The organism is Aeromonas sp. FDAARGOS 1403, from assembly GCF_019047325.1.
Lineage (GTDB): Bacteria > Pseudomonadota > Gammaproteobacteria > Enterobacterales > Aeromonadaceae > Aeromonas > Aeromonas dhakensis.
On sequence record NZ_CP077249.1, the window covers coordinates 3702515 to 3726676 of the forward strand.

Sequence of the window (24162 nt, forward strand, 5' to 3'; positions counted from 1 at the left end):
CATCAAGTCATCAGATTCAAGCCTTTTCCATGGTACAGAGCAGTGGATGTTCGTTGTTACGTGCATAGGTGTTGACCTGGACCACTTTGGTTTCGGCAATCTCGGCGGTGAATGTGCCACAGACTCCCTTACCACTATAATGCACGCTCAGCATCACCTGAGTGGCCTTGTCCAAATCCATACCAAAGAACTTTTGCAGCACCTCCACCACGAACTCCATCGGTGTGTAGTCGTCGTTGTTCAGGACGACCTTGTACATGGGTGGCGGTTGCAGCTTGGTTTTCTCTGCCTCTGCAATCTCTTCATTAGCAAAGAGTTCTTTCTGCTTGCTCATAGTCGCGCTTTGGTACCTCTAGATTACTACCGCCTAACACAAGATTGGTCAATAGACTTGTTAACCAGATCACATCAGTTGTTAACAACTCCTTGACTCGCTCAAAAGTTAGACTAGATTGGTTACTTGCTAATCGGCGCCCGTCTGCTATGGGCTATGTTACTAGTTATAAAGGGCTGGCGCAGGTTACTCAACGACTTCAAGGTAATCAATAAAAGGATGTAGATGTATGGCAACCGGAACAGTCAAGTGGTTTAACAACGCAAAAGGATTTGGGTTTATCTGTCCGGAAGGAGGTGGCGAAGATATTTTCGCCCACTACTCCACGATACAAATGGAAGGCTACAAGACGTTGAAAGCAGGTCAAGCAGTCAACTTCGAACTGCAGCAGGGGCCGAAAGGCAATCATGCCTCTGTCATTGTGCCAAACGAAGCACAGAACATGTAAGAGTCGAACTGGATAAATAAAAAAACCGGCAACCTTGCGGCTTGCCGGTTTTTTTATTGCTGCGATCCTAGAGGAGAAGTGCATTCTCCTGGCGGGTCAGGCAAAGATCATTTTGCGTTGTCGTGATAGTCCTGACAGGCGCTCAGGGTGTTTTCCATCAGGCTGGCGACCGTCATGGGGCCCACCCCACCCGGTACGGGCGTGATGAAGGATGCGTGGTTGCGGGCCGTCTCGAACTCCACGTCACCAACCAGAGATCCATCAGCCAACCGGTTGATACCCACATCGATCACCAGTGCCCCCGGCTTGACCCACTCACCCGGGATGAAATTGGGTTTGCCAACGGCGACCACCAGCAGGTCGGCACGGCGAACCTGCTCTTCCAGATCCTGGGTGAAACGGTGACAGGTGGTGGTAGTACAACCGGCCAGCAGCAGCTCCAGCGTCATCGGCCGGCCAACGATGTTGGACGCACCGACCACCACCGCATGCAAGCCGTGTGTCTTGACCCCGGTCGTTTCAATCAAGGTCATGATACCTTTGGGAGTACAGGGACGCAGTGCCGGAATTCGCTGTGCCAGCCGACCCACGTTGTAGGGGTGGAAACCATCCACATCCTTGTCGGGGCGAATACGCTCCAATACCTGAGTCGTATCGCAGTGAGCCGGCAAGGGGAGCTGCACCAGAATACCGTCAACGTCTGCGTCTTCATTCAGCTTATCGATCAGTGCCAACAACTCTGCCTGGCTCGCCGTCGCATCCAGATCGTAAGAGCGGGAGATAAAGCCCACCTCTTCACAGGCGCGCCGCTTGCTGCCGACATAGACCTGCGAGGCAGGATCTACCCCAACCAGGATCACCGCCAGACCCGGCGCCCGTTTTCCTTGTGCCAACCGCTGTTGGACTTGCGCTGCGACCTGATTGCGAATCGTTTGCGCAACCTGTTTTCCATCAATGATTTTGGCAGACATCGTTCTTCACTCACCATGTGTTCAACTGCCGCGCATTGTCGCATTTTTTTGCCACAGGTGTTAGCGGCTCTCGCATGGAGGGCAATAAGTAGGCATTTGAATTCATTGGTGGAAAAATTCGTTGACGCTGGCTTTCCCGCTTGGGTATGATGCCGGCCCGTTGCCCAGTACAGCCGCTGTCGCTATGCTGGAGACGAGATTTTCGGTGATTAGCGCAGCCCGGTAGCGCATCTGGTTTGGGACCAGAGGGTCAAAGGTTCGAATCCTTTATCACCGACCAGGTTTTTCGACATGCCGCCAGGCTTGTCGAGGCAATGCGCCCTTAGCTCAGTCGGATAGAGCAACGGCCTTCTAAGCCGTGGGTCGCAGGTTCGAATCCTGCAGGGCGCGCCATTGATGATATGCATCTCCCCGATGCAAGCATTGATGGTTATATTCAGTGGTGGCTGTAGCTCAGTTGGTAGAGTCCCGGATTGTGATTCCGGTTGTCGTGGGTTCGAGCCCCATCAGCCACCCCATTATATCCTTTAAGAAGACATCCAGTCTTATCTATTTAAATAAATAAACCCCTTTTTTCATCCGAGTGATTCACTGCAAGATGTCTGCAATAGGTTTCATTAGTGCTCATTCCAAGTGGCATCAATAGTGAACAGGTGATTTAGCTCAATAATGAGCATATTCACCTGCTCGATCACTTCAGCCCGTAGTATCAAGAGCGTCAGATAGAAATCCACTGCATCGAGGACCTGGTGACGGTCGACACCTTCTTCATCAGCACACTCATATGGGGTTGACAAGTTCTACCTGCAAGCTGCAATAGACCGCGACAACACCGGTTTGAGGCCGGTGTCAGGTGATAACTAGATCTGTACACATAATTCAATTACTCAGCGCAAGTTTACAGCCTCAATCCAAGCAATCAGTGGGTTATTTTTTTTATTAATGTAACCAATATTAACCCATCGCCCATCAGCGCTTGCTTGGATAACTCTAACTTTATCCCCGGCTATGAGGTATGCTTTTGATTGGCTATTCTCATTAGAGTTGCTAAACAACATTGATTTATTTTTCACTTCTTTTTCAGAAAGGGACCGTAAGTAATCAAGCATGCTCTCCTTTATAGTTGATGAGTATTCTTTATTGGCTTTAAGAAAAAGCTGATATATATCTACATTAGTTTTATTAAGCGGATCGCAACGTAACATGTTTTCTAAGGAAGATTTATTAGCGATCACCTGCGGGGTGCTTTTTATATTTATTGATGGGCGCATTACTTTAAAATCAAATACCTCAGCGCCTTTATCTTCTGAACTGGCCAATACGTCTTTGCTTTTTACCCAGTCATAACCACATGCTTCACCATCCCAGTCACTAACAATACAACCATTACGCATATCAATTACGCTACAGTAGGCTCTGTCAACATATTTTTCAGTTCCATCTCCCAAGCTTACCATTTCACCTGAAACACTATAAAACAATATATAATTCCCTGTTGGAGATTTTTTTGAAATACTTCCAGCATCATTTTCCAAATAATATCTATCTTGTAAAGATAGCTCTACTTTCTTACTTTCAGATATATAATAAAGTTTACCCCAAGCATTATTATCAATGTTCTCGCCAGTTAGTTTTCCGGAAAAAAATAATGAGCTACCATCATTTGAATTAATGGAAACATCAGCAATAGCTGTAACTGAAGTTACCAGAAAAGGTGCAAGAAAAATTACCGCCATGCTTTTTATCATTGTAATTTACTCCTTAGAGAATTATACCTACTGATTGAGTCAGTCATGCTTCTTGTCACTTTATATTCCTCAAGAATTTTTTTCTCATATATTTCATGTGACTCAGCCCAATCGTGAGGATTTAAGCTAACATTTGGGTTTTTGGTGTGGAAATTACTGATGGCCATTTTGAAGTTGTCTTTAACATAACCAGGCCTATTTACCGAGTGATCCAACACTACAGCTCGACCAAAATTACTTTTAATATAATCCTTTATTCTGATATCGCCAGAAGAAACAACTTGACTTTCAGCACTATGAAGACGTTCAATAAAATCTAGCACCTGAATATCTAAAAACTCTGGCAAGGATATTACTTTCAGTAAACCAGCTAGAGGCTTGCTATTTAGAACACTATTAAATGTGCTTTCATCACAACCTTTTCGAAGTAGATTTTTCAAATCTCTCCCCGTAACCTTACCACCACTGGTCAATAAATCATCAACATAATACGTGATTGCTGATGAGCCAGTCCCTTCAACTATCCAACCGCAGTTGGACATATGATTGGCATACAAGTCAGGATATTTATCTCTAAATTTTGCTAGTTGAATTGAAAGCTCCCCTTTCCCCTCAAGGCCAACGCCATCCTTAAATGTTTTCTGCATAGCACCTGCAGTAACAACCTCACTATCATATGACTGTATCGCGTCCATTTTTCCTTCATTATCTGACATGGCAATCAAGATAACTTTCTCATTTTCAGTGATTTTTCCAGTAGCTAAGAGATTGCTCCATCTTGAATAAGATGCCAGTGTTATCGTCCCCCAATAGACAGGACCATACTTACTTCCATATCTAGTGACCTTGAACTTATCAGCATAAAGACTTTCACAATCACAGGATCTTGATGTCTTTCTTTCTCCCACTAATGCCATCATCCCAGCCGGATGAATAAACCAGGGTTTGGTATCACCCAATATCGCGCTGGCATCTTCCATCCACACCATATTGTTGTGTACCTGCATGGCATATTCATAGAGCTTCGGTTGATCAGCCAACTCCTGCTTGAGACGCGGCCAATCCCCCGGCTTTACCCATTCGCTTTTGTGCTTGATAAACAACATCCGCAACTTGCCCGCCAACTCCTCATCGGCCAGTGCGGCCTTGATGTCATTGCCGCTCAGGGTGCCATCGTTGTCTCTGTCTGTCACCAGCTTGTCATAGAGGGTACTGAAAAATTTGCTCGCCTCTTTCTGCTGCGGATCTTCACTCTCGGTATCTGCCTTGTCCAAAAAGCCATCGTCATCACTGCTGCCATCGACCAGCTTGACGCCCAGCTTGTGCCAGTCGTGCTGACTGACCACTTCGACATCACCACCCTGCAATACGAACTCGCCCGCCAGCTCCCCGTCCGCCGCCGTCCGTTCACGCACCTTCACAAAGTTGTTGGCACCGTGAGTGACAATATCAGACTCTTTCACCGCCAACGGTAAGACCTGTGGCCCAAAATTGGCAACCTCGTGAAAACCATGCTGGCTATCGTTGATAAGACGATAGGTCGTGACCTCTTGCTTTACTAGCAGGTAGCCTTGGCCACCGGTTACCCGCGCCTTGTTATTGATGCAATCTTCAAGCGCCTGCTTGTCGCTCTCTGCAACAAACACCTCAAAATGCACGACTTTGCTGTCTGCGTCTTTCACAAAACCGCTGGCTCCGGCAGTGGCTAGCTCATGCTCACCCCAATGACCGATGATCTCTCCGGCCTGCACCGGTATAGGATTTGCACTGCGGTTAACAACCGGCGCATCTTCTTTGAATTCGACAGGGATACTTGGTTCGGCGGCCAGCTCAGCTCCCATTTTGCTTTTCGCCAGCCAGCCTACAGCCCCTTTGCTGGCATTGAGCATCACCTGATTGGCGCTATCTTTGACGGTACCACTACCCGCCTTGAACACCTGTACTTTACGAAACTCAGTCGTGCCGCCATTGAGGTTCACCATCTGTGGTGGCTCACTGGATACCACCACCTCACTGCCAGCAGGTAGCCCCATGCTACCCACTGTGGTGCCAGCAGTTTTACGTAGCCATGTATTACCAGGGATCTTATGGCGGGCCGGTTTGCCTTCCGGTGGTGTCATCCACTTCGGCTTTTGTGGAAATTCCTGCTGTAATTGGCTTGCCGCAATATGGAACAGGCTGTCCGGGTCATCAACGTAGTGCACCAAATAGTAATCGTGGGGCTCATCTTTGTGGTTAAGCAGGCTCTTCACTTCCTGGCCGACCAACTTCACGTCAGCCCCTCTTTTCGCATAGATAGGTTTATCGCCAGACAGCCGACGTGTCAGCTTGGGAGGATGTCCCTCGACCACCGGTTCATAGGTGGACACACCTGTCCCCTTGACCATTACTCGCGCAGCCTCGGAACTGTTGTAGCTGTTCTCACACGCAATATGCATGTAGAGGCTGTAGAAGGTCAGCTGATTCTTGCTCTGCTCACCGGCTTCGTAGCAATGGCGTACCAGACAAAACGAAGGGGAGGTATACAAGTCAATCTTTCCCTCTGGCTTGCCCTCTTCGGAGCTACGGGTCGCCTTGGCTGGTTTGGTCGCCAGTCGGTAGGCCACGATCTCCCCGTCAGCAATCGCGCGCACAGCGCCGCTCGGGTGCCAGCCCCCGCTTTTACTGAAGTGGATACCACCGTGCCAGATACGGTTGCGGCCTATCGGGAAGGTACCGCTCTTGAGACCATTGATCTTCTTGATAAATTCATCGAGGGATGCAATCTCGCTGGAGCCATTTTCACCCGCCAGTTGCATGGGATAGACGATTTTCATCTTTGTCATTCAATCCTAAGTTGTTCGTCGAACATCAAGCAGAGGGCTGATAATCGCTATCGGGCTCCAGCACCTTGAGCAACGCCTCCATCGCCTTCTCGGTGGCAATCGCCTTGACCAGTTCAACCAGTTCGGGAGCTTTGACAACTTCTACTCCCTTGGGCACCACGGGGGCCTTGCCACCCCAGCCAGAGCCTGAGCCTGCGCTGCCGCCGGCATTGAGTTTGATGGCGGGGCCCACCAGCTTGATGCCGCTCGGGTCCACTTTCACAAAGCTGCCACCTCCTTTGAGAGTTATTTCAGAACCGGCCTCCAGCACCAGCTTGTCGCCCACCTTGATATGCACTTCCTGACCGGCTTCCACCAGCAGGGATTGCCCCAGCTTCTGGTGCAGGCTGGCATCCACCGTCAGCGAGTAGTCGGCTTTTATCTGGTCGCGCTTCTCCCCCTCCACCGTCAGGTGGTCATTGGCCTTGATGCGGGTCACCCGCTCATTGTCGATATCGGTGTGCTGGTCGTGCTTGATATGCCAAGCCGCGTCGTTCTCTATCAACACGTTCAGGTCTTTCTGACCGTGGATATAAATCTCTTCCTGCCCCGCCTGGTCTTCAAAGCGCAGTTCGTTGAAACCCTCACCCTGGTGGGTCTCGGTACGCAGCACGGTGCGGGTCTTGTTGGCCGGTAACTCATACGGCGGGCGGTTGGTGGCGTGGTAAGTTCGACCCGTCACGATGGGCTGGTCCGGGTCCCCTTCAAGGAAACTCACGATAACCTCGTGGCCGATGCGCGGGATGGCCATCATGCCATACTGACCGCCGGCCCAGCCCTGGGAGACTCGCACCCAGCAGGAACTTTGGTCGTTGCTCGAGCCATAGCGGTCCCACGGGAACTGCAGCTTCACCCGGCCATGCTCGTCGCAGTAAATCTCCTCCCCTTCGGGCCCCACCACCACGGCAATTTGCGGGCCATCCACCATGGGCTTGTGGGGGGCTTCCGGGCTGCCGATGCACGCCCGCCAGGTGGTGCTGGCTTTCACCACGCCAAATTCGTTGTGGTAGACAGTCGGGCCGCTGCCCCCCTCCTCTTCCAGCGCCTGTGGCTGCAAGCCGGTGTGTTGGATACGCACAATTTGCCAGTCGGTGTTGAGGTTGCCATTGGGATGTTCAGTGAGTGAAAACGTCTGCCCCGGCTGCAAGGCCGCGCAGTTGGACTTAGCCTGGCCCGCCACTGCATCGTTGCGCAGCGCATCCAGCCGATGTCGGGCAAAGGCCTTGCCGCTGCCATCCTGCTTGTAGCGACCCGGAAAATCGAAGTGCTGGTAAGTATCGCGCTGGTGGGTCAGCTCAGCTCCCACCTTCTTGTGGGAGAGACCGTAGGCAGGCGTCTTGAAGCTGTAGTCCTTGAGCTCCACATCCGAAGGGCGCACAGCCTCCCGGTAGTGGAACTGGCGCACATAGGGCCCCTGCTCGAGCGAGCGGTTGCCGAGGTTGAAGAAGAGCTCGGGGCCTTGAGTCAATGCCGCCGTATCGTCGGCAAACACAATGCGGTGCTTGCCCGCTTCAAACTCGTGAAAGTAGAACATCCCCTCTTCGGCGGCGAGGCGGTTCACGAAATCGAGGTCGCTCTCCCGATACTGGACGCAGTATTCCCGCTTGGCATGCTCGTTTTTCAGCGCAAACGCATAGTCGGTGATGCCGTGTTCTTGCAAGAGGATACTGAGGATTTCATCGGGCTTCTGCGCCTGGAAGATGCGGGAGTTCTGGCGAAGTGACAGCCGCCACAGGGCCGGCTGTACCATGAGCTGATAGCGGGTTCGGCGAAAACCGCTGTCCCCTTGCGCGAAGTCACTGACCACCCCGCACACTCGGCGCTGCAGCTCGCCGTTGTACCAGACCAGCAGCTCGCACGGCTGGTCCAGCACGGCGCCAAAGTCGATGTCAGGCTGGGCACTCGCCAGCTCCAGGCGCAGGTTGAACGGCCGGTTGAGCGCTTCATCCAGCGCAAACTCGGCCACCACGAAGGTGCTCTCGGGCAGGGCCCCCACCTTGACGGTAAATTGTAATCCCGTGCTGTCTGCCATGAAGCGCTCCTTAACCTGCCTGTCCGCTGCCCGAACCAATCACCACGCCGCCGCAGCCGACGGCAGTGCCGGTCACGGCGATGGGCTTGCCGTTGACCAGCACAGAGCCGACGCCGCCCGAGATGCTGCGCGGATGGGGTGGATTGTTGGGTTTGTCGTGGGGGGCCAGCGGATCACCCTGGCGGGCCACCGGCTTGCCATCGAGGAACACATCTGGGCTGGCGGCAATCACGGGGGATGGGTGGAAACCATCGTGGTCGGTGCCGATGTCACCGAGCAATGCAATAGAAGGGCACATCTGGATTCTCCGTGGGGCAACCATGGTGCAAGCGCAGCCTGGTGCAGAGACAGTTGAAGCGGCGACCCAGCAGCCTCCATGCCATGGCAAAGTCGCCCACAATCACATTAAAAATCAGTCAATTACGATTCAAGCTCGCGGCATCAGACCAATCTGCTGCAATCTATTGCGCAAGACAGGGCAAGTTTCCCGGCAAACCTTGCCTTGCCAGTCAAACTCACCACACCTTGCGCAATTTTTTGCTCAGGGCGGCATTTTCAGCTACCAGAAACGCCCTGTTGCAGCTGATAGAGGCGGATGTTGAGCGCTTTCAGATCATTTTCCAGGCTTTTGAGCTCGGCAGCCGTGATGGGCTCCTGGGAGGCTTTTCTCGCCTCCAGTTCACCGAGGCGCAGACTGAACGGGATGTTCTGCATCAGGTTCTTCTGCACTTCATAGAGCTGGGATTTGAGGTAGGAGATGGTCACCGTCTTGCGCTGGCGCTCCAGCTCCAGCAGCTGATCGAGCAGGGCATCCACCCCGGCGCGGGCATCCAGGTAGGTGGGGACGCTGATGACATCGCCCTGTTGACCGCCAAGCTGCGCCTGCCACTGCTTGTCCAGCGCCTTGACCGCCAGCGAGTCGGGATAGAGCATCTGCAGAGAGTTGCGCAGTCCCTCGCCGTAGCGATACCAGTAGAGCGGCGACGTCTGCTCGAGCCGGGTCAACTGGTTCTGGTAGCGGGCCACCAGATCGCTCTCCATGTTCTGCAGGGTCTGCTCCCCCAGCACGATGCGCGCCTGGCGAATGTCGTCGTAGCTGAGGGCTCGGGGCAGCTCGGCGGCCGGCTGTACCAGGCGCTGGGCCGCCACGGTTTTCTCCTGCTGATGTTGCTGCCAGCCGAGCCACCCCATCACCGGCAGGGCGCAGCTGAGCAGGCCGCAGCCAAACCAGAACCAGGTGGGACGCTGCCGGCGGTGCTGCTCTATCTTGAGCACGGTGGGTTTGACCTGCCCCTTCTCGCGCCCCACCAGAATGCTGCCCTGGGGCAGGTGCGGGGTCGATGCCGAGACCGTGCCGCCGTGATCACTCGCCATGTCGGACTTGAAGAACACCATGGGCGGGATCTGCAGATCCTCCTTGAGGTCTGGCTCGTCGGAGACGATGACGATCTCGGTCTCATCGAACAGGTGGGTATACCCCTCGATGAAGTGCACCAGATTCTCGACCCGGGGAATGCGGCTCAGATCCGCGTTGTGCAGCTTCTCGCTGATGAGCTGCAGCGCCCGCTCGCAGCGATAGATCAGCCGCTTGTCCTCGTGGCTGATCTGGTACTGGCGAATGACGTCGCTGATGCGGGCGATGAACCAGTCGAGCATCTCGATGCGGGCCCGCTCCTGATGGACCGGCGGCCAGAAGCTCTCCCACTGGGTGACGATAAGGTTGGCGAGAAACTCGCACCCTTCGGTAAAACCGCTGAGCCCCTGCAGGCGCGAACGGGCCAGGGTGAAGTAGATGGCGGTCTGCAGATCCACCCCGTGTTTTTCGAAGATGAGGCTGGCGAGCTGATGGATCCGCTGCCAGTCCACCTCGGGGCGCGAAGCGTGGCTGAGCTTGTTGATCTCGGCCCGCAGCGCCTCGTACTCCGGCAACATCCTGGGGTCGCGCCCCACTTTCAGGGCCTGCTGACCTTGTTGATTCTGTGACATATGAACTTCCAACGCAGGAAGGGGGCACAACGTGCCCCCGACGCGATCAATAGAGGGATTCGGGCAGTCTGAACTGGCTGAACAGGCCGCCGGTGAAGGGGTTTTGCGCGCTGTCGGTATAGACGCGATAGGTCATGGCCCCTTGATCCACCGGGAAGCGCACATCGAAGGTGGCATCATTGACCTGGGTCAGCTCCCCCTTGTCCATCAGGCGGAACATGGCCCAGGGGCCGACAAAGCCTTCACTGCGCGGTGAGCGCTCGCGGGCGGCAGGCACCAGGGTGATCTTGCTCTCGGCCCCGTCGCGCATGGTGTTGGGCCACACCAGCGGGATCTTGGTACGGCGGCCATGGGCGTATTCCAACAGCTGACCATCCAGGTTCAGCACGCTGCGCCGCTTGTTGGCGGTGAGCTCGATGGGCTCGAGGGCGAACTGCACCTCCAGGTTGCCCTGCTGGCTGAAGAAGATCTGGCGGATACGGGCCGCACGGTCCAGCTGCTTGACCAGCTCGGCCTGGATGGGCGAGCTGAACTCCCCTTCCATCAGGCCGCTCTCCACCATGGGTTTGAGGTTGACCTGATAGAAGCTGTCCAGCGTCCCGCCCGGCGCGAAGAAGCGCTCCATCTCGGAGAGGGGCACGTCCTTGTTCGAGCTCGGATCAAACGGATAACGACCGGCCAGCTGGCTATTGAAAGGGGCCAGCACCTTGTCCTGCCACTCCTGATTGAGAGAGGACATGGCAAGGTCGATCACCAGTCGCGAGCTCTGCTCGGAGAGCTGACCCACCCAGCGATCGAGCGGGGCCGGCAGGCTGCGGGCATATTGCTGCAGCGCGAACACCGGATCGGCGTACTTGTTGGTCATGCGCAGCTGCACCGCTTTCAAGGCGGACTGGCCCGGCTCGGTGGCGTTGACGATGAGCTCCAGGTAGTGCTGCAGCTCCACCAGCTTCTGGTTAACCTCCTGAATGAGCGGCCCCTGCTCACCACGTCCAGCCAATACTCCATTAGTGGCCATAAAGGGGCGACCGATGCGAGCGCTGATGGCCTGGGCCGGGTCCCCTTCCACATCGGAGATCTTGCGAATGCGGGTGTTGTCATCCAGCGAGGCCAGTACCCGCTGGAACGGCTGATCGTTGCCGGTGATGGCGGCAAGCACGTCCAGCGCCTGCTCCGGGCTCTCCAGGGTCTGCACATCCAGATTGGTCAGCAGTTTTTGCCACTGGTTGACGTAATCGGTGACGTAACGGTCGTTGACCTGACGGGTGATCTCCTTGCGATCCGCCTCGCTCAGCTGGCTCAGCTTGCGCTGGCCCAGCACCCAGGCATCCATCGCGGTGAGATCGATGAGGGCCTTGTCTTGCTTGAGGAAGAAGTCGTTGAAACCGGGCCAGGTCAGCAGCCGCGGCACCTGGCCGGCGTTGTCGCTGCGCAAGGCAAACACGGTGTCAAAGGTGGGACCCACCTCGTCACGCACATTGAGATCCGGCGGCAATACATCGCCCGCCTTCACCACCAGATTCTGGTAGACCCGCTGATACATGGGCAACTTGCCAAGCTCCCGTTGGGCACCGTAGACCGGCTCCTTGAACGGCACGAAGGCGGTGATGGCGGCCTGATCCCGCTCGGCTCTGGCGCCATACCAGTTGGTGTGATCGAGGGCATAGTCCAGGTGCCCCATCAGCTGCTCCTGCACCGCCCCCTGCCCCGGGAATGCCTTTTGCCAGCGGCTCGCCATGTACTGCGCCACCAGCTCCTTGTTGCGACCGGACGCATCGTCCAGCATCCGCATCACCCGCAGGATGGCAAGCTTCTCCTCGCTGCCGGCAGGCGCCTGGTTGAGATCCTCAAGCAACCCCTGCATCTGGGCCGGCAGGAAACGCAGGCTCAGCAACTGCAGGTAGGAGCCTTCCACATAAGGACCAATCTCGTCCCCCTGGTAGAGGCCGAGGTCGGCCACCAGCGGCATCCGCTCGCGGTAGTTGCCAAAGGAGAGGGTCGCCTCGCGAATGAGATTGAGGCGCGGCAGCTGGCTCACGCCGAAGGCGTGGGCGTCTGCCACCTCATTGGTCTCCATGAAGGCCTGGGCCTTGGTCAATACGTTGCGGCCCGCCTCCTCGTTGACCCGGTAGAAGTAGTGCCAGCCACCGATGAGGGCTGCCGAGAAGAGCGACAGGCAGCTAATGCCAATGGCCATGCGGCGACGGCGATAGAGGGTGTGCAGCCGGTTCTCGCCGGCCAGATGGGCCTCCGGGAAGATGATGGAGGAGAACAGCTGGCGCACGAAATAGGTGTTGGACTCCCCGCGCAGGGCCGAGTGGATGGGCTCTGGCAGGTTGTAGCGACGGGAGGCCGCCTGGGCAAACGCATCGAACGGCACCCCCTGCTGATAGACGGAGCTGACATAGACCCCGCGCACCAGAAGCGGCTTGCTCTCCTCGATGGCCAGAGTCTCGGCCAGCAGGCTGGTCACGTAATCCTTGAGTCCCGCCAGCTGGCGCACGAACGAAAACAGCGCGTTGCGCTGGGCGGCATCGAGCCGGCTCAACATCAGTTCAGGCAAATTCTGGTTGAGGTTGTCCACCCACTGATCCCAGAACAGGGCCAGATCCTGCTGCCAGTCGGCCCCCGGCTTGAAGGTCACCCCCAGCACGGCCTCGCGGGCCTCCTTGTCGAGCTGCTGGTAGATCACGTCAAAGCCGCGCAGCAGATCGAGCTTGGTGAAGGTGACATAGAGCGGCAACCGGGTATTCATGGTGGCCGACACCTCCTGCAGGCGCGAGCGCATCAGCTGGGCATAGGCCTTGCGCTCGGCCACGCTGGCGTGGGAGAGCCAGGCCAGATCCACGGTCAGCACCAGGCCGTTGAGGGGCTGGCGACGACGGTGTTCATTGAGCCAGCCAAGCAGGTGCAGCCAGAGCCGCTCATGCTTGCGCGCCTGTGGATCCAGTTCGGCTTCGCTCTGGGAGAGCAGCACCCCGGCGGGATCCAGCATCACCGCCTGTTCCCCCAGCCAGCAATCCACCAGCTGATCCTGCGCCACGTCGCGCAGCTCGGTATCGAGTCTCGGGTTGAGCTTGTTGGCCGGGTTGGCGCGGTGAATGAGGCTGCTCTTGCCGCTGCCGGGCAGGCCCAGTACCAGATACCAGGGCATGGCGTAGAGCGCCCCCTTGCCCAGATGGGTATTCAACGCCTGCAGCCAGCGATCGAGGAACAGCGCCTGCCTGTCGATGAGCCCCTTGACCGGGTCCTGCTCCAGCACCACCTCGTGCTGACGTTCGGCCTTGAGCTGTTGCATCTTGCGCCACACTCGCCAGGAGACCACTCCCAGCAGCAGCCAGAGCCAGAGCAGGGTGAACACCACCCGCCCCCACAGCGGCTCGAACGGCTTGGCGCCGCGCACCTCGAGACGCGGGCCCAGCCACCACACCAGAATGAGGGCGAGCACCCAGAGCACAGCACCGAGCAGGGGCCAGGAGGGTTTCAATTTCGGCAGCTGTTGCCGCAGAAAAGTAAAAATGGTTTTGAACATAAAATGTGATCCAACTCCGACTCAATGACTCATTTCGGCACTTATTTCGACAACGGCGCCGCCAGGCTCTCCAGGCGGTTGACCAGCCCGGGCTCCCAGTGCGACAACCCGAGGCGACTGGCCTCTTGCCACAAGTGTTGATAGTGCTGGCGCGCAAGCGCCTCCATGCCTTCCTGCGCCAACAGCTCCGCCTGCACCAGCAAGGCGTGGAAGCGATCTCTTGGCTCTTTCAACTGCGCAATCCGCTCATCGAGCAGGGCGAGCGCCGCTGCAACCCCCTGCTCGCCGTGACGCTGGGCGACCTCCTCGGCCAACCCTGTTTCGCCACTGCCGGCACTGCCGCCCTTGGCCGGTTGCAGCCAGCGGCTGCACTCGGGGGAGAGAAACGGCGAGCCGTCGCTGAAGGCGAGCTCCCGCAGGGCCGGCAGGCGCTGCAGGAAAGCGCCGAGCTCCTCGGCGATCGCCTGGGCCACCGCCCCGAAGCCGAGCTTCTGGGCCACCTCGGCCGAAAGCCTGTGCCCCTCGAACCAGTAAGGCGCCAGGGTCAGGCTCTGCTCGATGCGCTGCCAGAGCCCCTGATCAGGGGCGTTCATGGCGGCGCGGTACTCATCCACCATGTCCGCCGACATGGGCGCCAGCGGGGTTTTATTGCCCGCCCCGCTCATGGGAACCGCCGTGATCCCGGCCCAGACGGCATGACGGCGCAGCCGATAGCCCACTGCCGCCTCCGGCTGGCGCTCGATCAGGAGCTCCGCCACCTTGAGCTGGGTCTGGCGCCAGGCGCGATCGTTGGAACTGTCGACATCGACGCCGGCACTGCCGCCACCGCCGCTAAGCAGCATGGCACCGGCGCCGCTGGCACTCGGCCCAGCCGATGCCGGGCTACTCGCTGCCGAGGAGCGACTGCTCTGAGGCTGCCCAGCAGCATCAGCCTGCGCCTGTGCCACCTGCTGGCGCTGGGCCCGCTTCAGCCCCATCACCAGCGGGTCGAGCAGTTCCCCCTTGTCGGGACACTGCGCCAGCCAGACCCGCTCTAGCTGCTCGGCCTGGGCCAGCAACTGGGCCAGCTCGGCCGCCGAAGCGCTCTCGCAGATGCGCGGCAGGGCCCCTTCGAAGCGCTTGACGATCTGCACCATCAACCGCTGTTTCTGGCTGGCATTGCCGGGCCAGGCCAACAGCCAGTAAGCCTGGATCCAGGCCTCCAGCAGGCTGATCGCCGCCCCCAGCGGGGTCGCCTTGGCTGGGTGCTGCAGACAGCGCAGCAACTGGGCCAGCACCCGCATATCCTTGGTGCGGCTCTCCAGCAAGCCGAGGCAGGCCTCGGCCACCGCATTGAGATCGACCTGGCTGTGAGCGAGGGAGCCCAGCTTGACCAGCTCGGTCTCCACATAGTCCCAGCGCGGCTCGTCGGCCAGCACCGCGCCTCTGATCTGTTCATCCGGCAGGCTGGTGAGCAGGCGTGCACACCAGGGGTGTTGATAGCTCATCTTCCCCCCTACCAGCGGCACTGCTGACGCAGCGGTGCCAGCGCCTCTTTCAGGCCGCTCAAGTCAACCCGCAAGAGGGCACCGTTGTCGGCCCGCACCTGCAGCTCGCGATGGCCCAGCCAGCGCTTGAGCTCCTCGATGGCGGGCAGACCGCGGCCATATTCCAGCAACAGACCCTGATCCCGAATAAACCAGCTCTGGGAGCCGGCACTCGGCTGACCATCCAGCTCGACCTGCACCTTCTCGCCGCTCCAGGGCTGATCCAGCCGCAGCCGGATATGGGTGATGCTGTCGACGCAGCCGATGGAGAGCGTCGCCCCGCGCAGCGCCGGACGGGTCAATGTTTCACTGCCGCGCGTTTCATCGCTTTGCAGGAGGAAGGGGGCGCTCGCTGGCGTGCGGGCCTGCTCCTGGGCCCAGATGGCCTGCCAGGCCGCCGATTTGGGGGAATCCCCTTCAGTGGCACTGACCGCGCCATTGCCGATGGCGTCGTAGCAGGCGAGCCGCACCAGCGGCGAGGGCTCCTGCCGGCAGGCTTGCCAGCGCGCCATGTCCAGCGGTGCCTCGGCCGCACTGGTGGCCAGCAGCAGAGGCAATAGGGCGATGACGCTCATCAGTTCACCTCCAGTTTCTGGCACTTGTGATCCAGGGTGCGCTTGGGAATGTTGAGACTCTCGGCCACCAACATCCGGTTGCCGTGGAAGTGGCGCAGGCGCGCCTCGATGACGGAGGCCTCGTACTGCTGCATGGCCCGGCGCAGATCGCGGATGTGGTTGTAATCGTCCATGTAGCCGGGCAACTCGACACAGACCCGCTCACGCAGCTCGGGCGGCAGCGCCTCCAGCCCCACCTCCTCCCCGTGACGGGTATGGGCACAGGCTACCTCCAGCAGGTTGCGCAGCTCGCGCACGTTGCCGGGGAAGTCATAGGTCTGCAGCTGTTTCAAGAACTTGCGCTGCAAACCGGCGAGCGTCTTGCCATCCTGGGCGGCAAACTGGGCCATGAAGTGTTGGCACAAGAGCGGCACATCCTCGATATGCTCGCGCAGGGGGGCGATCAGCAGCAGACACTGGCAGAGGCGGTGGTAGAGGTCGGCCCGAAACTGCCCCTCCTCCACATGACGAGTGAGCGGCTGATGGGTCGCGGCGATGAGGCGAAAATCGGAGTGATACTCCTGCTCGGCCCCGAGCGGCCGGTAACTGCGGGTTTCCAGCACCCGCAGCAGCTTGGCCTGCATGGCGGCGGGCATGTCGCCCACCTCGTCCAGAAACAGGGTACCGCCGTTGGCCTGGGCCACCAGCCCGGTCTTGTTGGCAAGGGCGCCGGAGAAGGCCCCCTTCTGGTAACCGAACAGCTCGCTCTCGATGAGGTTTTCCGGAATGGCGGCGCAGTTGATGGCGACAAAGGGCTTGTTGGCGCGATCGGAGCACTGGTGCACCAGCCGTGCCACCACCTCCTTGCCGCTGCCGGTCTCACCCTGGATCAGCACGGTCAGCTTGTGCTGGCCGGCCTGGTTTATCTGCTCGCGCAGCCCGCGGATCACCGCCGACTGGCCGACCAGCTGATCGCCGAGCAGCTTCTCGTGCTGACGCAGCCGCTCCCCCTCCCCCTTCATCTGGCGCAGGGAGTCGCGCAGTACCCCCTGATCCCGTCGGCTGCGGCCGAGATCGCGAATGAGGGTGAGCTGGTTGCAAAAGACCTGGGAGAGCTGGGCCAGCTCGGGCCCCTCGGCCCAGGCCCGCAGCACCTCCCCTTCATCCATCAGGGCCAGCACGGCAAACGGCTTGCCGTTGCCATCCAGCAGCGGATAGGCGTGCAGGCCGCACTGCTGGCCAAGGTCGGCCAGCAGTGCGCGAAAACCGGCGTGCTCGATGCGGGCGCCGCCGTAGAGGGAGTCCCAGGTGCGGGACTGGGCCTTGTGCAGCACATAGGCAAGGGGGTGGGAAAAATCGTCCACCGCCAGCCCCAGCGCCACGTCCTTCCCCCTTACCCAGCCTTGGCACTCCAGCTGACGGCCGCTCACATCCAGCATGCCGAGCAGCAGCCCCTTGGGCTGGAAGCTGGCATGAACGGTCGAGCTCCACCAGTGGCACAGATGCGGCTCATCGCGCTGGGCGGTGAGGGCCAGGGCAAATGCGAGGGCTTGCTCCATACTCAAGCCCCCACCTCGGCCACAAACTGGTGATCGGCCACAGAAAAGTGGACGCGCTTGATGGGTTCACCGGCCGAGAGGCGCTGCAGCAGTTGCAGGGAGACCGGCGGCAGCAGGGCACCGTCGATGACGGATTCGAGCATGCGGGCGCCGTTCTCGCTGCGATTGGCCCGCAGCAGGATCTCCTCGGCCACCTCATCGTCCAGCACCACCTCGGCGCCGAAACGCTCCTTGAGCAGCTTGACCAGCCGGTTGAGCTTGCCGCCGACGATCTGCACCAGGGTATCGTGACCGAGCGGCAGATAGGGGATCACCTCCATGCGCGCCAGCAGCGCTGGCTTGAAGAAGGCGGCGAGCTCCGGATAGAGGGCATCCAGCAGCATGTCTGGCTGCTCGGCATGATCGACTATGGTCTGGAAACCGAGGTTGGAAGTGAGGAAGAAGACCACGTTCTTGCAGTCGATGATGCGCCCTTCCCCGTCCGCCAGCTCGCCCTTGTCGAACGCCTGATAGAAGAGGTTGAGCACGTCCGGGTGGGCCTTCTCTACCTCGTCCAGCAGCACCACGGAGTAAGGCTTCTGCCGAATGGCCTCGGTCAGCACGCCCCCCTCACCGAAACCGACGTAGCCGGGCGGCGAACCGATGAGACGGGAGACGGTGTGCTTCTCCTGATACTCGGACATGTTGATGGTGGTCAGATACTGGCGACCACCGAACATCAGCTCGGCAATCTGCAGCACGGTTTCGGTCTTGCCGACCCCGCTCGGTCCCACCAGCAGGAAGGCCCCCAGCGGGCGGCCGGGACGACGCAGGTCGGCGCGAGCGGTCAGCAGATGCTTGTGCAGGTGGGCCACCGCCACATCCTGCCCCTTGATAAGCTCGCCGAGGTACTCCGGCAAGCGGGTCACCACGTCCAGCTCCCCTTGTGAGATGCGATTGAGGGGCACCCCTGTCCACTCGGCGATGACGGCAGCAATCTGGGTCTTGTCGACGTGAGCGGAGACCAGCACTTCTCCTTGCTGCAGCTCGGCCAGCTCGCGCTCGAGGGTGGCCAGCTGCTCGGCAGCGGCCTGCGGATCGAGCGGCGCATCGGCGAGATCCAGCGCCTCTCTGGCCAGCATCTCATCCTGCTGATCGGCCAGCAGCGCCGCGCGCAGCTCGACTATCTGGTGCACCAGCCCCTGCTGCTGCTGCCAGCGGGCCTCCTGCTCGGCCAGTTCTTCGCGGCAAGCCTGCTGGGCCCCCTGCAGTTCGGCCAGGCGATCTGCGTTGTCACCAAGACCGATCAGGCTCTGGCGCTCCAGCTGGCGGATCTCCAGCTCGCGCTGGCGCAGCGCGTTTTGCAGGTGGCTGACCGCGCGCGGCGGCGTGGTGAGGTTGATGGCCACCCGGGCACAGGCGGTGTCGAGCACGTCGATCGCCTTGTCCGGCAACTGACGGCCGGAGATGTAGCGGGCGGAGAGCTGGGCGGCGGCCTGCAGCGCCTCCTCGTCGATCAGCACCCCGTGGGCCTTCTCGTAGATGCTGCGCAGGCCGCGCAGGATCACGGTGGCCTCGTCGGCATCGGGCTCACCGACCTTCACCAGCTGGAAGCGGCGCGACAGGGCCGCGTCTTTTTCCACGTATTTCTTGTACTCGCCCCAGGTGGTGGCGGCGATGGTGCGCAGCTCGCCCCGGGCCAGCGCCGGCTTGATGAGGTTGGAGACATCCAGCCCGCCGGCCTGGTTGCCGGCCCCGATCAGGGTGTGTGCCTCGTCGATGAAGAGGATGACAGGCTGCACGGCGTCCTTGACCTCCTGCATCACCCCCTTGAAGCGTTTCTCGAACTCCCCCTTGACCGAAGCGCCGGCCTGCATGGCACCGAGATCCAGCGTCATCAGCTCGACCCCGCGCAGCTTCTCGGGCACCTGGCCCGCCACCATGCGCAGAGCCAGCCCCTCGATGAGGGCGCTCTTGCCGACACCGGCCTCCCCCACGACTATGGGGTTGTTCTTGCGACGACGGGAGAGGATGTCGATCATCAGGTCGATTTCGTGATCCCGGCAGAGCACGGGGTCCAGGCTGCCCTGGCGGGCCTGTTCGGTCACGTTGACGGTAAAGCGGGCCAGCAGGCTGGCATCGGCCGGCAGCGCGGCCTGGGCCGTCTTGCCGCCGGGAGCCGTGGTCACTTGCGTCTCGGCAGACTCCTTGACCCACTCGTCGAACTGCTGGCGCAGCAGCTCGCGATTGACCTTGGCAAGCAGGCGGGTCACCGAGCCCGACAGATAACGCTGGGGGGTCATCAGCAGCACCAGCAGCATGACACCGCTGCGCAGCTGGGCGTGTTGCAGCTCGGCGGAGGCGAGCAGCCAGCTGTCTTGCAGCCACTCCACCAGCATGGGCGAAAAGGAGGGGTAACCCTGGCCATAACCGTTGTCAGCCGGCGAGGGTTGCAGCAGGACCTTCAGCTCTTCAACGTCGACCTCGGCCATCTTCAGGATCTGGCGCACGTCGCTCAGCGGGGTCTCCAGCATCTTGAGCAGCAGGTGCTCGATGCGGATCTCGGCCCCCTGGTGATTGACACAGAGGGCCGCAGCCTCCTCCAGCATGTGACGGCAGATGGGGTTGAGTCTTTCCACCAGTACCGGTAGCTCTATACGAATCAAGGCGTGCTCTCCTTAGTATTTTATTTTAATAATTCGCCCAGTTGACGCAGAACGTCCTGGGTCTGGTTATTGAGTTGGTGGTGATAGAGGCCGAAGATCAGCGCCAGGATCAACGCCCCGCCCATGAACAGGCTGCGCAGGGAAACCTGCTTGCGCAGCTGATAGCGGGAGGCCTGCTGCCCCAGATCGAGGTGAAACACGCTGGGTGCCTCACCACCTGCCTCGTGCGCCAACTGCTTGTGCAGCTGGCGCACGATGCGCTCGAACTCCTCCCGCCCCTGGCTCATCACCTTGTAGCGCCCCTCGAAACCGAGGCAGAGGCACAGGTAGATAAACTCCAGAATGTCGCGGTAGCGCACCGGGTCTTCCTGCAGACGGGCAAGCAGCACGAACACCTTCTCGCCGCCCCAGGTCTCGTTGTGGAAGCGGGCCAGCAGGGAGTGCTGGGACCATTCGCTCTGGCTGCCCCAGTCGCGCCCCATCACGGCCTCGTCGATGAAGGTGCAGAGGATGTAGCGAAACGACAGCACCACCCCGTTCTCGTACCCCTGGGCCATCAGCTCCTGTTCGATGGCCTGGATCTCGGTCACCACCCGCTGGTAGAGCTCGGGCACCTGGTCATAGCGCGACAGCAGGCGCACCCGCTGCACCAGCCCCAGCAAGGGGGTCACCGCGTCGATCATCGGGTTGATGCTCTGGCCGCGCAGGCGGAACCAGTAGTCCGAATCCATGTCCAGCTGCTCGGCGTGATCGAACAGCAGGTCGCTGAGTTGCTCGTTCTTGATAATGTCCGTGGTCATCTCTGCTTATTCCTTGGTGCGATCACTGGCTGCGAATGGCCCAGAGCTGCATGTCGAGCTCGGGGAAGTCGCCGGCGATGTGGAAGGCAAGGGTGTTGCTGACCGCCAGCATCTGCCAGGCCGGGCTCTGCCGGTCGAGCTGGAAGTAGCTGTAACCGGCGTGATAGGGCAGCTGGCGCGGCGCCACCGGCAGCGGCAGCAGCGGGATGCCGGGCAGTTGCAGGCTGATGAGCTCGCGGATCTTGTCGCTGGAGGCCACCTTGGTCTGCTGCTGCAGCTGCTTGCGCAACTGCTCCTGCGGCATGCGGGCGCGCACCGCCAGCACGAAGTCGGCGCTTTTCATCAGCTCGCTCTCGTTCACCATGGCCACCATGATGCCGTACTGGTGCTTGCGCAGCTGGATGGAGACGGCGCGCGGCGACAGCACGGTACTGAGCGCCTGACGCAGGGCCAGCATCACCGGTTCGAAGCTCACCTGCTGATCGTCGTGACGATAGGCCGGAAACTCCGGCGGCAGGCGGGACTCGTCAGTAAAGGTCATCAGCTCGCCGCAGAGCTGCACCAGTGCCTCGTGCAGCCGCTCCGGGTGCAGGGTGCCAAGGCGCGCCAGATGGGAGAGCTGGGGCTGAGCCCTGTTCAGGAGCTGCAACATCATGAACTCGGCCACGTCGGCCACCCCTTGCTGACCGGGCGCCGCGATGCGCTGGGAGAGGCTGCGGGCCCGCTCGGCCACGAGACCGGCCGACTCGCCGAGGAAGCGTTTGAGGGTCGGGATGGCGGAGACGCTGATGCTGCAGGGCATGAAGTTGGGATCCAGCACCAGACCACCGTCCGGGCGCTTGTCCAGGATGCGGGCGATGGCGAGCGACGCGTAGGCGCTGCGATCTTCGCGCTCCAGCATCAGCCGCAGGCTGACCCGCCCCACTTCGAGGGAGACCACGTCCCCCCCTTCGCTGTGCAGGTCGCGCACGTCGTGGCGATGGGCCTGCAGCCGGGTAGCCACCTGACCGCCCTGTCCCACCTCGTTGACACCGCTTACCGAGAGCGGCAGCGCCAGATAGACCTTCTGGTTGGCCACCGAGGCATCGGTGATCTCCAGCGGGGTCGGCAGCATGTCGTCGTTGGGGATATTGAACACGGTCCCGTCCGGCAGGATACCGGTGGCCCCCACCAGAGCGATGCGGCCAAAGCCCAGGTAATCCTCGTTGATGGCGAGCGACTGCAAGCCGTAGAAATAGTCGGACAGCGCGCTCAGGCGAGCGTGCAGCGCGTAATCCGAATGCCTTTGTTGTTGCTGGAAGTGCTGGGGCTTGATGAACAGCCCCTCACGCCAGATAACCCGATTTCGACTCGACATGGTTATTCTTCTTCTTTTTGCAGTTCCACTTCATCCAGGCGCAGGTGCACCAGGATTTGATAAGCCGCGCCCTTGCTCTTGATCTTGATGACCTTGCGCCACTCGGCGCTGTCCGGGTCGGCGTAGCGTGCGATCACGCCGATGTAACGGGTCTTCTCGTCGAGCTTGACGGGGGGCAGGTATTTGAACTGGCCCGGCAGCAGGGTGTAGTCCTGATGGTCGAGGTAGTTCTTGCCAAGGGCCTTCTCGACATCTGCCGTCACCTGGTCGTAGTCGGTGGCGAGCAGCTTGGAATCCTCGGCCAGCAGCACCACCTGAAACTCGATGGGCGCCGCCTCCCCGCTCTCGTTGGGATTGACGTCAGGCTCCGCCAGCAGGCTCAGCCCCAGGGTGGAGGGTTGACTGTCATTGCTGCCCACCTGGATATCCGGGTTCATGGCGACGTCGGCCATCTTGCCCATGGTGGTACAGCCAGCCAGGGCCAGCAGAGCCGCCCCCAGCATCAGCGCACGTATCATCAAATCAGTCCCTGTTGCTGACGAACGGCCTGGTCATAGGCCTGGGCATACACCTGGTGGAACAGCTTGTCGAACCCCTGCTGGCGGGCGGAGGTGAGCTCGCGGTAGTAGTGCTGGTACATGTTCCAGGCCCAGCCTTCATCGGCCATGCCCGGCGCGCCACTGCGGCGGTATTGTTCGAACCGGCCGATCAGCGCCTCGGGCGAGAAGGCTTGCAGAATGCTGTCCAGCGCCGCGCTGATGGCCTGCTGGTTTGCCACGTGGTGGATGCGCACATTGTGCAGGCTCTCGGCCACCGCCGCCGGCGCACTCAGGTGGACCGGGCTCTTCTGCTCGGCAAACAGCACCGCCAGGGTCTCGTCATAGTCAAGGCCCAGGCGCAGCGGGTTGTCCTCGATGGGGCGCAGGTGCTTGTCAGCCAGCGCCGCCTGTTCGGTTTGCAACTGCAGCAACCCCTCCACCATGGCCCGCACCGTCTTGCCCATCTCTTCGAGCATGTCGTGGGCCTGTTGGGTGTCCTGCAGTTGCAAGGGCTGACCCAGGCCGCGCATCAGCGGGGTCAGGGCCACGTGATCGACGCCGTCCAGCGACAGCTGATAATCGGGGTGGTTCTCGATGCTGGGCATATCCAGAAATTCTTGGTTCATGGTGTTCTCGACAGCAGAAAAGGGGGCAAGAGGGGAAACGTCCACATCCGGCTGTGAACGCGGTGAAGCCTGCAGGCGACTATCCGTCAGCGGGCCATCCGTCGGCACGCCAGCAGTTGGCAAGCCATCCATCAACGAATTGGGGGTCCGGCGCTCCTGTTGCAGTGCCAACAGGGGATCGGCCGCCAGGGTGCGCGGATCATCGGCCCGGGCGGTGGGCTCATCACCAGTCAGCCACTCGTCGAGCTGCTCGGTGGCACGATTGCCCAGCACCTGCTGCAGGCTCTGCTCGGGGGTGATGGCCCCCAGGTAGGTACGCAACCGGAACGGGCCGACGATGAGCTCGTCCCCCTGCTCCAGATGCACCTTGCGGGCCCGCCCGATGGGTGAGGTGGCGCCATTGATATAGGTCTGGCCGCTCAGATCGCACAGGCAGAAGCGACCGTCGTTGAGCTCGATGCGGGCGTGGGCGGGCAGCACGGTCCCCAACCTGTCCCGCAGCTGCCAATCATCCTGCTCGGAGGCCCCCAGGGTCCCCCCCATCTCGTCGAAGCGGTACTGCACCTGCTGGCTGCCGTCGAGCTGTTCGCTGTTGAGCACCACCAGGGAAAGTTGCTGGTTAAAATCGTCCACGGTTACTC

General features: G+C 59.9%; 17 protein-coding genes and 3 tRNA genes. 4 read left to right on the forward strand and 16 right to left on the reverse strand.

Annotation, left to right across the window (positions count from 1 at the left end; translation table 11 throughout):
• Positions 1-16: 16 nt before the first annotated feature.
• The gene (gene clpS, locus I6L33_RS17150) at positions 17-334 is read right to left on the reverse strand and encodes an ATP-dependent Clp protease adapter ClpS (protein ID WP_005300028.1); all 318 of its coding nucleotides are present in this window, start codon (positions 332-334) and stop codon (positions 17-19) included.
• A gap of 229 nt (positions 335-563) precedes the next feature.
• Here clpS and cspD point away from each other — a divergent pair, with 229 nt between their 5' ends.
• Positions 564-782, forward strand: a complete 219-nt coding sequence (cspD, locus tag I6L33_RS17155) for a cold shock-like protein CspD (RefSeq protein WP_005300025.1) — start codon at positions 564-566, stop codon at positions 780-782.
• Between the two features lie 107 nt (positions 783-889).
• Here the strand turns inward: cspD and folD are convergent, their stop codons facing one another.
• The gene (gene folD, locus I6L33_RS17160; RefSeq protein ID WP_211050726.1) at positions 890-1753 is read right to left on the reverse strand and encodes a bifunctional methylenetetrahydrofolate dehydrogenase/methenyltetrahydrofolate cyclohydrolase FolD; all 864 of its coding nucleotides are present in this window, start codon (positions 1751-1753) and stop codon (positions 890-892) included.
• Positions 1754-1956: 203 nt separating this feature from the next.
• Here folD and I6L33_RS17165 point away from each other — a divergent pair.
• The 3 genes from I6L33_RS17165 to I6L33_RS17175 all read left to right on the forward strand — a co-directional run bounded on the left by I6L33_RS17165 (position 1957) and on the right by I6L33_RS17175 (position 2271).
• Positions 1957-2033 (forward strand) — tRNA-Pro (locus tag I6L33_RS17165).
• Positions 2034-2069: 36 nt separating this feature from the next.
• Positions 2070-2146, forward strand: a tRNA-Arg gene (locus tag I6L33_RS17170).
• A gap of 49 nt (positions 2147-2195) precedes the next feature.
• Positions 2196-2271, forward strand: a tRNA-His gene (locus I6L33_RS17175).
• A 369-nt stretch (positions 2272-2640) separates the two neighbouring features.
• Here I6L33_RS17175 and I6L33_RS17180 read toward each other — a convergent pair.
• The 14 genes from I6L33_RS17180 to tagH form a co-directional block, all read right to left on the reverse strand.
• The gene (locus I6L33_RS17180; RefSeq protein WP_216972992.1) at positions 2641-3501 is read right to left on the reverse strand and encodes a hypothetical protein; all 861 of its coding nucleotides are present in this window, start codon (positions 3499-3501) and stop codon (positions 2641-2643) included.
• Positions 3498-6317, reverse strand: a complete 2820-nt coding sequence (locus I6L33_RS17185) for a hypothetical protein (protein WP_254204941.1) — start codon at positions 6315-6317, stop codon at positions 3498-3500. Before I6L33_RS17185 ends, I6L33_RS17180 begins: the two co-directional genes overlap by 4 nt.
• Positions 6318-6351: 34 nt before the next feature.
• A complete protein-coding gene (tssI, locus tag I6L33_RS17190; RefSeq protein ID WP_216972993.1) occupies positions 6352-8397 on the reverse strand; it encodes a type VI secretion system tip protein TssI/VgrG in 2046 nt (681 codons plus the stop codon).
• A gap of 10 nt (positions 8398-8407) precedes the next feature.
• A complete protein-coding gene (locus I6L33_RS17195) occupies positions 8408-8695 on the reverse strand; it encodes a type VI secretion system PAAR protein (protein WP_017411057.1) in 288 nt (95 codons plus the stop codon).
• 257 nt (positions 8696-8952) lie between these two features.
• Positions 8953-10383: a VasL domain-containing protein gene (locus I6L33_RS17200; protein WP_216972994.1), complete on the reverse strand. Its 1431-nt coding sequence runs from the start codon at positions 10381-10383 to the stop codon at positions 8953-8955.
• A 46-nt stretch (positions 10384-10429) separates the two neighbouring features.
• Positions 10430-13915 (reverse strand): type VI secretion system membrane subunit TssM, encoded by a 3486-nt coding sequence (gene tssM / locus I6L33_RS17205; RefSeq protein ID WP_211050732.1) that lies wholly within the window; start codon positions 13913-13915, stop codon positions 10430-10432.
• Positions 13916-13956: 41 nt separating this feature from the next.
• Positions 13957-15402, reverse strand: coding sequence for a type VI secretion system protein TssA (tssA, locus tag I6L33_RS17210; protein ID WP_211050733.1), 1446 nt, complete (start codon positions 15400-15402; stop codon positions 13957-13959).
• An 8-nt stretch (positions 15403-15410) separates the two neighbouring features.
• The gene (gene vasI / locus I6L33_RS17215; protein ID WP_211050734.1) at positions 15411-16016 is read right to left on the reverse strand and encodes a type VI secretion system-associated protein VasI; all 606 of its coding nucleotides are present in this window, start codon (positions 16014-16016) and stop codon (positions 15411-15413) included.
• Positions 16016-17554 (reverse strand): sigma-54-dependent transcriptional regulator VasH, encoded by a 1539-nt coding sequence (vasH, locus tag I6L33_RS17220; protein ID WP_216972995.1) that lies wholly within the window; start codon positions 17552-17554, stop codon positions 16016-16018. The genes vasI and vasH overlap by 1 nt, the downstream gene beginning before the upstream one ends.
• Positions 17555-17556: 2 nt before the next feature.
• Positions 17557-20199, reverse strand: a complete 2643-nt coding sequence (gene tssH / locus I6L33_RS17225) for a type VI secretion system ATPase TssH (protein WP_216972996.1) — start codon at positions 20197-20199, stop codon at positions 17557-17559.
• Between the two features lie 20 nt (positions 20200-20219).
• Positions 20220-20999, reverse strand: coding sequence for a type IVB secretion system protein IcmH/DotU (gene icmH / locus I6L33_RS17230; protein WP_005299995.1), 780 nt, complete (start codon positions 20997-20999; stop codon positions 20220-20222).
• A gap of 22 nt (positions 21000-21021) precedes the next feature.
• A complete protein-coding gene (tssK, locus tag I6L33_RS17235) occupies positions 21022-22356 on the reverse strand; it encodes a type VI secretion system baseplate subunit TssK (RefSeq protein WP_216972997.1) in 1335 nt (444 codons plus the stop codon).
• 2 nt (positions 22357-22358) lie between these two features.
• Entirely contained in the window at positions 22359-22874 is a 516-nt protein-coding gene (gene tssJ, locus I6L33_RS17240) for a type VI secretion system lipoprotein TssJ (RefSeq protein ID WP_005299990.1), read from the reverse strand.
• Complete coding sequence (gene tagH, locus I6L33_RS17245) at positions 22874-24154, reverse strand: type VI secretion system-associated FHA domain protein TagH (protein WP_216972998.1); 1281 nt, start codon at positions 24152-24154, stop codon at positions 22874-22876. The genes tssJ and tagH overlap by 1 nt, the downstream gene beginning before the upstream one ends.
• Between the last annotated feature and the right edge of the window lie 8 nt (positions 24155-24162).

What these genes read in the sequence shown, in the direction of transcription:
- clpS (WP_005300028.1), bottom strand. Translation starts at nt 334, where the DNA reads ATGAGCAAGCAGAAAGAACTCTTTGCTAATGAAGAGATTGCAGAGGCA.
- cspD (WP_005300025.1), top strand. Translation starts at nt 564, where the DNA reads ATGGCAACCGGAACAGTCAAGTGGTTTAACAACGCAAAAGGATTTGGG.
- folD (WP_211050726.1), bottom strand. Translation starts at nt 1,753, where the DNA reads ATGTCTGCCAAAATCATTGATGGAAAACAGGTTGCGCAAACGATTCGC.
- I6L33_RS17180 (WP_216972992.1), bottom strand. Translation starts at nt 3,501, where the DNA reads ATGATAAAAAGCATGGCGGTAATTTTTCTTGCACCTTTTCTGGTAACT.
- I6L33_RS17185 (WP_254204941.1), bottom strand. Translation starts at nt 6,317, where the DNA reads ATGAAAATCGTCTATCCCATGCAACTGGCGGGTGAAAATGGCTCCAGC.
- tssI (WP_216972993.1), bottom strand. Translation starts at nt 8,397, where the DNA reads ATGGCAGACAGCACGGGATTACAATTTACCGTCAAGGTGGGGGCCCTG.
- I6L33_RS17195 (WP_017411057.1), bottom strand. Translation starts at nt 8,695, where the DNA reads ATGTGCCCTTCTATTGCATTGCTCGGTGACATCGGCACCGACCACGAT.
- I6L33_RS17200 (WP_216972994.1), bottom strand. Translation starts at nt 10,383, where the DNA reads ATGTCACAGAATCAACAAGGTCAGCAGGCCCTGAAAGTGGGGCGCGAC.
- tssM (WP_211050732.1), bottom strand. Translation starts at nt 13,915, where the DNA reads ATGTTCAAAACCATTTTTACTTTTCTGCGGCAACAGCTGCCGAAATTG.
- tssA (WP_211050733.1), bottom strand. Translation starts at nt 15,402, where the DNA reads ATGAGCTATCAACACCCCTGGTGTGCACGCCTGCTCACCAGCCTGCCG.
- vasI (WP_211050734.1), bottom strand. Translation starts at nt 16,016, where the DNA reads ATGAGCGTCATCGCCCTATTGCCTCTGCTGCTGGCCACCAGTGCGGCC.
- vasH (WP_216972995.1), bottom strand. Translation starts at nt 17,554, where the DNA reads ATGGAGCAAGCCCTCGCATTTGCCCTGGCCCTCACCGCCCAGCGCGAT.
- icmH (WP_005299995.1), bottom strand. Translation starts at nt 20,999, where the DNA reads ATGACCACGGACATTATCAAGAACGAGCAACTCAGCGACCTGCTGTTC.
- tssK (WP_216972997.1), bottom strand. Translation starts at nt 22,356, where the DNA reads ATGTCGAGTCGAAATCGGGTTATCTGGCGTGAGGGGCTGTTCATCAAG.
- tssJ (WP_005299990.1), bottom strand. Translation starts at nt 22,874, where the DNA reads ATGATACGTGCGCTGATGCTGGGGGCGGCTCTGCTGGCCCTGGCTGGC.